The organism is Armatimonadota bacterium, assembly GCA_022563855.1.
In the GTDB taxonomy this organism is placed as follows: domain Bacteria; phylum Armatimonadota; class Fimbriimonadia; order Fimbriimonadales; family Fimbriimonadaceae; genus JADFMN01.
Genome location: JADFMN010000002.1, coordinates 377084 through 388636 on the forward strand (window position 1 = coordinate 377084; position 11553 = coordinate 388636).

The window sequence follows — 11553 nt, forward strand, 5'->3', positions numbered from 1 at the left end:
CCTACACTTACCTTCCTTCTAACTAGAGCCACCGTCCGCGTCCGCGATTCGAGTTGCCGTTCCCTCGACCTCTCCCTCGGCCTCGACCGGTAATCCTGACCGTCACTTCTTGCACGATCGCGACGTTGCCCGCCTTATCGACCACGCTGACGACGATCTTGAACTCGTTTGGCACATTGCGGCCTCGGCGGATTCTACCTACCCAAGTAGCCGCGTTTCCGCTCTGGGTAATACTTCGCCGTGCGACACGAGCCAGATAGCTGTCATCGAGTCGTCTCAACTCGACGTCGATGCCGGTCCTGTGTACTGAATTGTTGAATTGATCGAGGATTTCGATGACGACTGCGATTCTCGAATTCGGCCGAATGATGCTGCCGGTGGTCGGCGCAAGGATTGTGCTGCTTGGATTAACTCTATCCAGAGTCACTCCGATGGTCTTGGTCGTTTTATTGCCCGCCAGGTCCTCGACGACGATGGTGATCGACTGCGAACCGTCGTCGATGATCGAGCTCGTATCCCAGACCACGGCCACCACCGTCGTCGTGCCACTGTTGTTGGGGATGTCGCTACCGTTGATCCGGACGCGCCACTCCTTGATGTTCGGCTCGTCCAGTTCGGCCGATATATTGACGACTCCCCGAACAAACGCATCGACAAGCGGGTTGCTGTTTCTAAAGAGCGGGTCGCGGACGTCGACGATAATGGAGATAGGCGGGACCGCGTTATACGTGTTGCCGGGCTCGTCAACATCCACCGTCAACGTATAGTCGCCTTCGGGTGTCGAACTGGCGAAGTTCAGGTCGATGTCGCCTTCGATTTCGCCGTTGACGTCTGGATCAAACTCCTCTTCAACAGACACGGTGATGGCAGGGTTGCTATCGAGCGTTGCGGTCACCTTCACCGTGACCTGAACGCTCGCACCGGTGATCGTAAACCTGACCTTGTTGGTCTTGCCAAGATAGTCCCCATCATTCGGCGACGTGACTGTAATGATTCCGGCTTGTATGCTCTTGGACTGAATTTGAGTGGAATTAGCGTAGGCGCAAACTGAAACGAGCATGGCCAAAGCGGCAAAAGTAGTTTTCATGGGTGTCTGTCTCAACTTCTATCAACCTGTAATTATATCTCACTGAAAGGAGCTGCTTCGACGTCTCTGCGGCAACAACAAACTAATCGTCGGAAGATTCGGCGTCATCTGTACTGGCCGCCACTGCCAAAAGACTCGACGCGAGTTGCTTCGGACGGCTCGCCAAGCGGCGAAAATCGTCGATGCAACCTGGCCTCATATCTGAGGACGGACGTGAAAGGCGATCTGTCTTCGCGATCTCGCCTTAGGCGTAGCTTTTCTGTAAATCCGTATCTGAATCGGTGCCGAGCGGTTGTGGCGTCGCAGCCCCGCTTTGCAGCTTGTTCTGACCGAACCTGGCGCTCGACCGCGCAATCTGTAACAAGTTCTATGCTCGCCGGTAAAGTTGCCGGGGGCTTCGACCGAAGATCACCTTGGAGAAGTGAACTCCGAGGTACTTACAATGTCCACGACAGAAGCCGTAACAGAGAAGGAAAAGGACGCCGAGACCGAAGCCGGGCGATCCGATCAGCAGTCCGTTATATTTCGCCTGGGTAACGAATCCTACGGGATCGACATCTTCAGCGTAAACGAGATCATTCGTATGAGGGAGATCACGCCAATCCCTCAGACTGACGCTCACATTTGTGGGCTCGTCAACCTGAGAGGCAAGACGATTCCGGTCGTCAACTTGCACGTTCGGCTGGCACTGCCAGAAGTCGAGGAGAGCGACAAAACGCGCATCATCGTCGTCGACAGCCCAAACGGCAACGTTGGGATCATCGTCGACGAGGTAAACGAAGTCGTGACCCTCAGCGCCGAGCACATTGAGGAAACGCCCGCGATGGTCACGGACGAGGAGTCCGACTACGTCTATGGGGTCGCGCGACTGGATGACCGCCTTATAACGCTATTGGACTTGGACAAAGCGTTGGCCGCCTAGCCTGTCCCCGGCGACGACCACTCACGATAGGAAACACGATGAGCGCTGAACTCGACATGTCCCAGTATCTCAGCCTGTTCATCCAGGAAGCGGATGAGCAGCTTGAGATACTGGAGCAAGAGACCCTGAAGCTAGAAGAAGATCCATCTGACGAGCGGATGCAAGTGATTTTTCGAGCCGCGCACACCCTCAAAGGGTCCAGCCGGGCGATGGGCTTTTCGAACTTTGCCCAATTGACCCACGAAATGGAGAACGTTCTGGACCAGCTGCGAAGTCATGCGCTGGATCTTGATACCGAGATAGCGGACGGGCTCCTGACGTGCATCGATACTCTTGGCGAGATGGCGGAAAGAATCGGAGTCGGCCAGGGTGACAGCGTTGAGTGCGGCGATCTCGTGCTGACCTTGCAGTCGTTCCACGGGCAGCCGCCGATACAGATCGAGCACGGTGCGAAAAAGTCGGCCAAGGCGGCTGAAACGTTCTGTTCGGCGATCGACCCGGTTCACTTTGAGGCACTCGCCGAAGCGGCGAAGGAGGCGCCGGTCTATCACGCACACTTCCGGCTGGACGACGAATGCGTCATGAAGTTCGTCCGAGCCTTCATGGCGATCAGCATAATCCGGGAGCAAGGTGAGCTCTTGCTGTGCGAACCGAACCAGGAATTGCTCGAGGAAGAGTCGTTCGAACTGGATTTCGAGCTTGTGTTCCAGACCGACGCACCGTTTGAAGAGGTGCGGTCCAAGCTGGCGTCCATTAGCGAAGTGAAGAAGCTCGACCTGTGCCCGTGGGATGAGGAGCAGGTTCGTGCGAGCCAGGCAGCCCGTGAGAGCGCTCCTAGCCCTGCTCCCCCCGCTGACGCAGCGAGCACAACCCCGCCGCCTGCCACCTCGGAAGAGAGCGCCTCTGGACCACGCAATGGGAATGCGCAGAGCGGCAGAAAGAGCGACACCGGCCAAACGGTGCGCGTCGACGTCGCACGCTTGGACAACTTGATGAATCTGGTCGGCGAACTGGTTATCGATCGGACGAGAATGGCGCAGATCGGATCGAATCTCAAAGAGAAGTTCTCCGATCAGAACATCGACGATTTAAACGAAACGCTCGGGCACATCGGACGCATCACTAGCGATCTGCAAGATCAAATCATGAAGGTCCGGATGCTGCCGATCGAAACCGTTTTCAACCGGTTCCCTCGGGTCGTGCGCGATCTTGCCAAGAAAATGGGCAAGCAAGTTCACCTGGAGTTGGTTGGAGGCGATACAGAGCTTGACCGCAGCGTGATCGAGATCATCGGCGATCCGCTCTTGCACATCCTCAGGAACAGCGTCGATCACGGCGTGGAGTCGCCAGAGGAAAGAGTGAGAGCTGGCAAGCCGGAGGAAGGCCGCATCGTTGTTTCAGCGCGCCACGAGGAGAACCATATCGTCATCGAGATCGTCGACGATGGCAATGGCATCGATCCCGAAGCAATCCGAAATCTCGCGGTTGAAAAGGGCATCGTCACGAAGGAGCAGGCGGAGCGGCTCAGCGACAAGGAGAGTTTGCAGTTCATCTTTGGAAGCGGTTTCAGCACCGTGAAGGAAATCAGCGAGGTGTCAGGTCGCGGCGTCGGGATGGACATCGTCCGGTCGAACATGCACAAGATCGGCGGAGTCATCGATCTAGAATCGACGGTCGGCGTTGGAACGACGGTCCGCCTGCGCTTGCCGCTGACGCTCGCAATCATTCGCGGGCTGCTGGTCAACGTGAAGGACAACGTTTACGTGCTGCCGCTCGGAAACGTGATCGAGACCTTGCTCGTAGCACAAGACGATATCCAGTACGTGAACAAGTGCGAGGTGATCGTGATACGCGGAGTCTCGACGCCGTTGCTTCGGCTAGGTGAGACGCTGTGCCGCCAATCGGAGAAGGAGGAGATTGCCGAGGCTAAGATCTACGTTGTTGTCGTCGGAATTGCAAATCAGAGAGTGGGGCTGGTCGTAGATTCGCTGATTGGCGAGCAAGAGGTCGTCATCAGCTCGCTGAGCCGGTTCTGCGGCCATATCTCGGGTATTAGCGGAGCGACGATTCTCGGCGACGGAAACGTTGCCCTGATCGTGGACGTCAACGGTGTCGTGCCGCAGTCATGACGCAGATAGCAGAGCCGAAAAAGGAGATGAATGTCTAATCTTGAGTCAAACGGGCTGTTACAGGCCTACGTCGATAAAGCGATGGTTGATATACCGTCGCTTCCGACGGTCATCGTTGAAGTCGTCGAAGCAATCGAGCGTGAAGGAGTGAGTTCGAGTCAGATCGAGGAGATCGTGGCTCTGGACGCAGCAATCACCGTGAAGCTGCTCAAAGTTGTCAACTCGGCGTACTTCGGTTTGCCGCAGCAGATATCGAGCATCAGCCAGGCGATTTCATTCCTTGGGCTGCAACAGGTTCGAAACCTAGTCTTATCCATTGGCGTGCTCAACGCTCTGCGATCAGACAGCCCGAGATTGATCGCGCTGCAAAGGGAATTCTGGGAGAAGTCATTTGGAACTGCAACGTGTGCGAGCCACATCGCGGCCCGTAAGGGGATGCCCCCGAAAGCTCGCGATCTAGTCTTCGTCTCAGGGCTCTTGCACGACATTGGTCAGCTTTTCTTGATCACGTTCTTCACCTCGCCTTACATGGAGGTATTGCAGCACTCGCAGAATAGCAGCGAGCCGCTAATAGAGATAGAGCTCAGAGTACTTCGGGTCACCCACGCTGAGATTGGTGGCGTACTGGCCGAGAAGTGGAATTTTCCAGTCGCTCTGCAAGAGGTTATTGCAAACCACGAGGAGCCCAAGCGACCAACAGACGAGCCAGTTACTGCGTGCGTTCACTGTGCAGATCGACTCGTTGGCAACGCCGTCGAATCAGCGATATCGTCGTGCGGCGGCGAACTGAGCCAAGAAATGGCCGAATGGTTGAACCTGACCGATGAGGAGAAAGACGAGGTCAGAGCCGATGTGCAAGAACAGATATTGAAGGCCAAGGAGCTTCTCGGCATGATTGCCTAGCCGTTACGGCAGAATCCTGCCTTCGCAGCATGTTGATACGACGAAACTTTCCGAAAATAGGACTGGCAGAGTAGCGAATCATGAGTCTTTCGGGCATATCATTCTCGGGCCTGGCGAGCGGCATCGACGCGCAAAGCATCGTCGCGCAGTTGATGCAGATCGAGGCCTTTCCGATCAATCGGATGCAGCAGAATCAAGCTATTCTGCAGCAGCGACTCGACATATACGCGCTACTGCGGTCGAATCTTATCGGCCTGAACTCGTCCGCTAGCGCGCTCAACGTCGCCGCTACTTTCAATCCGATCAAAACGAGTTCGAGCGACGACGAAGTCGCCACGGTGTCTGCGACGTCGTCTGCTGCTCCAGGCACTTTTGATCTTACGGTCTCAAAGCTGGCAGCGTCCAACAAGCTGGCCAGCACGGCGCAGAGCTCCGTAGACACCGAACTCGGATACAGCGGCACGTTCATCATCAACGGGCGCGCGGTCGATGTCGTCTCTTCGGACACGCTCACCCAGATTGCTCAGAAGATAAACTCCTCTGGTGCGACAGTGACGGCGAGTCTCATCGACGGCGGCGCCGGCGCTGCGTACCTAACGCTCACGGCCGAAGGCTCTGGTCTCTTCAGCGATATTCAGATTGCAAACGTTACGGGCACGGCGCTGTCATCGCTCGGCTTCCAAACTGGAGGGACGAGCTTTCGCGACCAGGTCGACTCGGACTCGGTAAGAAGCTACGGATTCAGCAGCGCGTCATCGACGCTGCAGACGCTGACCGGCACGACAGCGACAGGCAATTTCACGATCGGAACTGCAGTTATCGCCGTCGACTTTTCGACGGACAGCCTGCAGACCATCGCCAACAGTATCAACAACGACGTCAACTCCAACGCAACTGCGATAGTCGTCGAGGTCGAGGAGAACGGCAAGACGTTCCAAAAGCTTGAGATCACCGGCAACAGCGGGCTGCCCAGCATCACAGACACAGACGGCTTGCTCGAAGCCATCGGCGTGTACGACAGAGCCGACTCGAACGAGTTGGTTGTCGCGCAGGACGCTGAATTCACGCTGGACGGTTTCACCCTGACGAGTTACAAGAACGCCGTGACAGACGTAATTCCGGGCGTAACGCTGACGCTCATCAAGGCTGACGTAGCGACTCCCGAGACGGCGACGCTGACCCTCACTAAGGACGTCGCGAAGATTTCATCCTCGTTCGAGGACTTGAAGAACTCGTTCAACGACATCATCAGTTTCCTCGATACGTACAGTCAGTTCGATGATGAGACGTTCCGGAGCGGCCCGCTGTTCGGTGACTCGATCGCCGCCCAGGTCGAATCGCGGCTGACGTCGATTCTCTTCGACAACGTCGGAACTGGCGACATCAAGAACCTGGCGCAGATCGGCTTCTCCTTCGATGACGACGGGAAGGTCGATATCGACACGGCGATCCTGGAGCAAGCTATTTCAGATGATCCTGAGGGCGTTCGCAAGCTGATGATGGCCGTCGGTGAAACGACGTCGAACGACATGCTGTTCATCTCGAGCACCTCGAAGTCGCAGGCTGGGAACTACCTCGTAGACATCACTCAAGTCGCGACGTTCGGGAATTCAGTCGCCACGGTTGCGCAGACCGGTCTCAACATCGACCAAGAGACGCTGACGTTCGACGGAGACCTGTTCGGGAACAGCTCCTTCAACTTGAGCATTCCGATCAGCTCGACGCAGGCCCAACTCGTAGCGCAGATCAATGCAGACGCAACTCTGAAGGATCTCGTCGTGGCTTCAGTCGATGGTTCCGGCATGCTGAAGATCGAGAGTAAGAGGTACGGCACAGCCGGGAACTTTACGGTCTTCAGCGACAAGACCGCATCGGCGGACAACAGCGGCATCGGCCTCACCGGCGGAACGGTTACCGACGGGCTAGACGTTGCGGGAACGATCGGCGGCCTGGCTGCGACCGGCAGTGGACAGTATCTCACTGGAGATGAAGACACGGATGTCGAAGGCCTGCAAATCCAGTACACCGGGTCCAGCACCGGCGCTGCTGGCACAGTCACGCTGACGCGCGGCATCGGTGCAGAGCTCGTTTACGGCCTGGAGACGTTTACAGATGTGGTGAGTGGTTTGCTGACGACGACCGACAAAGCGATTCAGGGACAGATCGACGACATCGCAGACCGCATCACACAGTTCCGGGCCAATCTGGTGCTTCGTCGCGGCTACCTCGAACGCAAGTTCCTGGCCATGGAGACCGCCATGGCAGCGATGCAGTCTCAGATGGCGCTGCTGGCTACGTTCTCCACCTTCAACTAAGAACGGGACAGGATCTGCTCTCGGTTGAACAGGTAGAACGCCACAGCCATCATCGCAACCGCCAAGACAAGGCTGACACCCACCGAGCTGCCCAGATGGCCGAGAGTCAACTTGGACAGCAGCGCCTCTCTCAAAGCGATCGCTGAGTTCAGTATCGGAGTCCAACGGACCCAAGCCGAGTTTTCGACGCCCGTAAAGCCGATGAACTGGCTGAAGATCACTGGCATCAGCACGACGAAGTTCACGACCGTCAGGTACGTCTGCGACTCGCGGATGTTCTTGGCGTAGGCGCTGATCGAGATCAGCAGCGCGGCAAAGAACAGAACCAAAGGCACGAGAATCGCGAGCATCGAAAGCGCCGAGGACGCCGAGATGTGCACGCCGGTCGGAAAGACAGCCTTCGTGAGTTCAAAGTTCATCAAGCCGACTATGAGAATCGCCACGAGCGTGGTCATGCTGCTGATGAAGCAGATAGCCGCGAGCGACAGGAACTTGCCGAACGCGACCTGCCATCTCGAAATCGGGCTGATGAGCAGCGTCTCCATCGTGCCGCGCTCCTTCTCGCCGGCGACCAGGTCCGTTACCGTGCTGAATCCGCCGTAGAACGCCCAGAGAACGATCAAGTACGGAAGCAGACCGGCGAGCATCGAGCCGCCGAGCCCCTCGGCTTTAGCGATGTCGGAAGGCACGACCTGCATCGGTGCGGCCAACGAGGCTGGCAGTCCGGCCCGCTCCAGCGCTTGCTTTGCGCTGGCCTTGTTCGCTTCGTTGACGATGCCCCGGATTGCCGAGAACGCTATCGACGAGAGGGTCTCCGAGGAGTCGTAGTGCGCGGTTATGGTCGCTTCGCCCGTCAGCAGTTCCTGCTCGAACTGCTCGCTAAATTCGAGAACGACTCGTGCCCTCCCTTTCGCCAACAGCTCGCGCCCTTCGTCGACCGAATCGACATATCTAAGGGTGACGTCCTCCGCCTTTTCAAGAGCGGAAACCAGGAGGTTGTCCGTCTCCCCCACGATGACGATGCTCAGGTCAGGACTTGTCTTGACCTTCTGCTCGATGAACCCGACCAGAACGACGAACAGGATGATGATGAAGACCGGCGTGATGAACGCTCCGACCATCACGCGCCGGTCGCGCATGATCTCTCGCGCTTCTTTGCGGAACACCCAGAGCGCCGCCCTCATGAAGCCTCCTCTGACTCACCGTATCCGACGAGCTGCAAGAAAGCCGCCTCAAGCCGGTCTGTCCCAGTCTTCGAGAACAGGTCGTCCAGCGTTCCCTCGCCGCGAATCTGCCCTTCGTGGATGATGGCGATGTGGTCGCAAAGACGCTCGGCCTCGGACATGACGTGGGTGCTGAAGATGATCGTCTTTCCGCTGTCTCTCGACTCTTCGATGAACTCCAGTATCGTCTGCGCGGTGACGACGTCGAGGCCGACAGTCGGCTCGTCGAAGAACAGAACTTGCGGGTCGTGCAAGATCGCGCGAGCGATGGAGACCCGCTGCTTCTGGCCGCTGGAAAGCTTGTCGCACAGCTGTCCGAGAAACTCGGAGAGCGCGAGCTTCTCGACGACGTAATCGAGCCTTTGCGCCAGCCGCTCTCCTTTCAGCCCGTACAGCCCACCGAAATAGCGGAGCATCTCTTCCGCAGTGAGCCTTCCGTACAGCGCCGCCGTGCTGGATAGGAATCCGATGCACGCTCGCACTGCCTCGGGCTCTCTGTTTATATCGTGCCCGCACACCGTCGCGCTTCCGGAATCGGCATTCAGCAGCGTCGCGAGAACCCTCACCAGAGTGGTCTTGCCGGCGCCGTTGACGCCGAGGAGCCCGAAGATTCGACCAGGCCGGGCCGTGATAGAAACAGAATCGACCGCTTGGATCGTCCCGCGTTTGGCGTCGCGGAACGACTTGCTTATACCTATCGTCTCGACCACGCCGCCATTTTAGCCGCCCCCGCCTGTCATAGATGCGTGGCACGGCAACATTGCTAGATTAGGAGAAAAAGTCGGCGATAGGGATTGCTTTTTCTTCGCCGTTCGATAAAATGGTTCCTGTACCGGGCCGCAGGACGTTTGGTTGCGGTTTGCGATCACGTACAGTTGGACCAGGAACTGTAGGAGAGGAGTATTTGCTCCTAGCGGCTCGGTCACTTGGTTCTTCGCCGCTCGTCTGGTCGCGGGCGGCTTTCTTCTTTGCCGAGCGCGGAGGTTCGGGGGTTCGGAAGTTCGGGGGGTTCGGGGGTGCATGCTCGTTACACGCTACACGTTTCCCGTTACGCGTTACACGCTTCGCCTGTCCCCAGCGACAGCGTGTGTCAGCCATGAGCAAGAGACAGACACGAGAGTCAGCGCAGCGAGCGACACGCCCCCGGTGAAAATACCGGGATTGCGCATTGCGTCCGAGTTTGGACAGTTGCAGTCTGTGGTAATTTGAATGCTCGGTACTGTGAATCTGTACTGGAGAGGAAAGATGGATACTCGCGTTGTTTCTAAAGGGGCAATGACGATCGCGCTCGCCGCGCTGGTCGCAGCGAGCGCTCTGGCCCAGTCCGGCTGGGTGCTGTCGCACCAGAAGATCAGCGACACCGAAGGCGGCTTCACTGGCATCCTGGACGATGGCGATTGGTTTGGCAAGTCGGTGGCCTCGCTGGGCGATCTCGACGGCGACAACGTGGGCGACCTGGTCGTGGGGGCACGTTCGGATGACGACGGGGGCTTCGACCGCGGCGCAGTGTGGGTACTGTTCCTCAATGCCAACGCCACGGTCAGGGCACACCAGAAGATCAGCGATACCCAGGGCGGCTTCACCGGCATCCTGGATGATAGCGATCTCTTCGGCAACTCGGTGTCTGCGCTGGGGGATCTCGACGGCGACGGCGTCGGCGACGTCGCTGTGGGGGCACCCACAGATGACGACGGCGGCACCGACCGCGGCGCGGTGTGGATCCTGTTTCTCAACAACGACGGCACGGTCAAGTCGCACCAGAAGATCAGCTCCACCCAGGGCGGCTTCACCGGCATCCTAGGCGATAGCGATCTCTTCGGCTGGTCGGTTGCCTCACTGGGTGATCTCGACGGCGACGGCGTGGGCGACCTGGTAGTGGGGGCATGGTTCGACGACGACGGGGGCGTCGACCGCGGTGCAGTGTGGGTGCTATTCCTCAACACCGACGGTACGGTCAATTTCCATCAGAAGATCAGCGACACTGCAGGTGGCTTCACCGGCATCCTGGACAATGCCGATTTGTTCGGCTTCTCGGTGGCCTCGCTCGGCGATTTCGACGGCGACAGCGTCGGCGACCTTGCAGTCGGGGCGATCAACGATGACGACGGGGGCGCGGACCGCGGCGCAGTGTGGATCCTGTTTCTTAACACAAACGGCACGGTCAGATCGCACCAGAAGATCAGCGACATTCAAGGCGGCTTCACCGGCACGCTGAATAATGGCGATCACTTCGGCAGCTCGGGGGGCTTCCTGGGCGATCTCGACGGCGACGGCGTGGGCGATTTGGCCGTGGGTGCGGAAACCGATGGCGACGGCGGCACGAACCGTGGCGCAGTGTGGGTGCTGTTTCTCAACACCGACGGCACGGTCAAGTCCGACCAGAAGATCAGCGACACCGAAGGTGGCTTCACTGGCACGCTTGATAATGGCGATCTGTTCGGCAACTCGGTGGCCTCGTTGGGCGATCTCGACGGCGACGGCGTTGTCGACCTGGCCGTGGGGGCACCCAACGACGACGACGGGGATCGACGGGGCCAGGATCGTGGCGCGGCATGGGTGCTGTTCCTCGACGGCAACCGCGACATTCGGCCCGACAGCTTCTCGCTGTTCCGCGGGATTCTTACCGGCGGCGGGCTGAGCGATCTTTTTGCGAGCGACGACAGCTGGATGACGGTGCTGCCGGGGATCACGCTGAACCAATCTGAGCGGCAAGTGCAGCTCATCGTCACTGGCACCGCTCCGACTGAAACGCCGACAGAGCTGAAGTTCAGAGTGGAGGCGCACGCCGAAATCAACAACATCGGCCAGTGGATCGAGCTGTGGAACTACGACACGAACTCTTACGAGCAGGTCGACTTCATGATCGCGACGTTGGCGGACTCGATAGTCGAGGTGAGCATCACGACGAATCCGGAGCGCTTCATCGAGGCGGGCACGAAGGAGATGAGGGCCAAGGTCAGCTACAAAGAAGCTG

The 11553-nt window shown here is 58.2% G+C and carries 8 protein-coding genes; 5 read left to right on the forward strand and 3 right to left on the reverse strand.

What is annotated here, in order from left to right; translation table 11 throughout:
* Positions 1 to 22 precede the first annotated feature (22 nt).
* Positions 23 to 1087, reverse strand: coding sequence for a hypothetical protein (locus IH944_04180; GenBank protein ID MCH7903748.1), 1065 nt, complete (start codon positions 1085 to 1087; stop codon positions 23 to 25).
* Between the two features lie 442 nt (positions 1088 to 1529).
* Between IH944_04180 and IH944_04185 the strand changes: the two genes are divergently transcribed.
* The 4 genes from IH944_04185 to fliD all read left to right on the forward strand — a co-directional run bounded on the left by IH944_04185 (position 1530) and on the right by fliD (position 7356).
* Positions 1530 to 2009, forward strand: coding sequence for a purine-binding chemotaxis protein CheW (locus tag IH944_04185; GenBank protein ID MCH7903749.1), 480 nt, complete (start codon positions 1530 to 1532; stop codon positions 2007 to 2009).
* 38 nt (positions 2010 to 2047) lie between these two features.
* Complete coding sequence (locus tag IH944_04190) at positions 2048 to 4138, forward strand: chemotaxis protein CheA (protein MCH7903750.1); 2091 nt, start codon at positions 2048 to 2050, stop codon at positions 4136 to 4138.
* A 30-nt stretch (positions 4139 to 4168) separates the two neighbouring features.
* Positions 4169 to 5041 (forward strand): HDOD domain-containing protein, encoded by an 873-nt coding sequence (locus IH944_04195; protein ID MCH7903751.1) that lies wholly within the window; start codon positions 4169 to 4171, stop codon positions 5039 to 5041.
* Positions 5042 to 5121: 80 nt separating this feature from the next.
* Positions 5122 to 7356: a flagellar filament capping protein FliD gene (fliD, locus tag IH944_04200; GenBank protein MCH7903752.1), complete on the forward strand. Its 2235-nt coding sequence runs from the start codon at positions 5122 to 5124 to the stop codon at positions 7354 to 7356.
* Here fliD and IH944_04205 read toward each other — a convergent pair.
* The gene (locus tag IH944_04205) at positions 7353 to 8540 is read right to left on the reverse strand and encodes an ABC transporter permease (protein MCH7903753.1); all 1188 of its coding nucleotides are present in this window, start codon (positions 8538 to 8540) and stop codon (positions 7353 to 7355) included. The two genes, fliD and IH944_04205, sit on opposite strands and share 4 nt — an antisense overlap.
* Positions 8537 to 9289: an ATP-binding cassette domain-containing protein gene (locus IH944_04210; protein MCH7903754.1), complete on the reverse strand. Its 753-nt coding sequence runs from the start codon at positions 9287 to 9289 to the stop codon at positions 8537 to 8539. The genes IH944_04205 and IH944_04210 overlap by 4 nt, the downstream gene beginning before the upstream one ends.
* A 535-nt stretch (positions 9290 to 9824) precedes the next feature.
* On the opposite strand from IH944_04210, the gene IH944_04215 reads away from it, so the two are divergent.
* The coding region (locus tag IH944_04215; protein MCH7903755.1) for an FG-GAP repeat protein at positions 9825 to 11553 on the forward strand (1729 nt) is incomplete at its 3' end.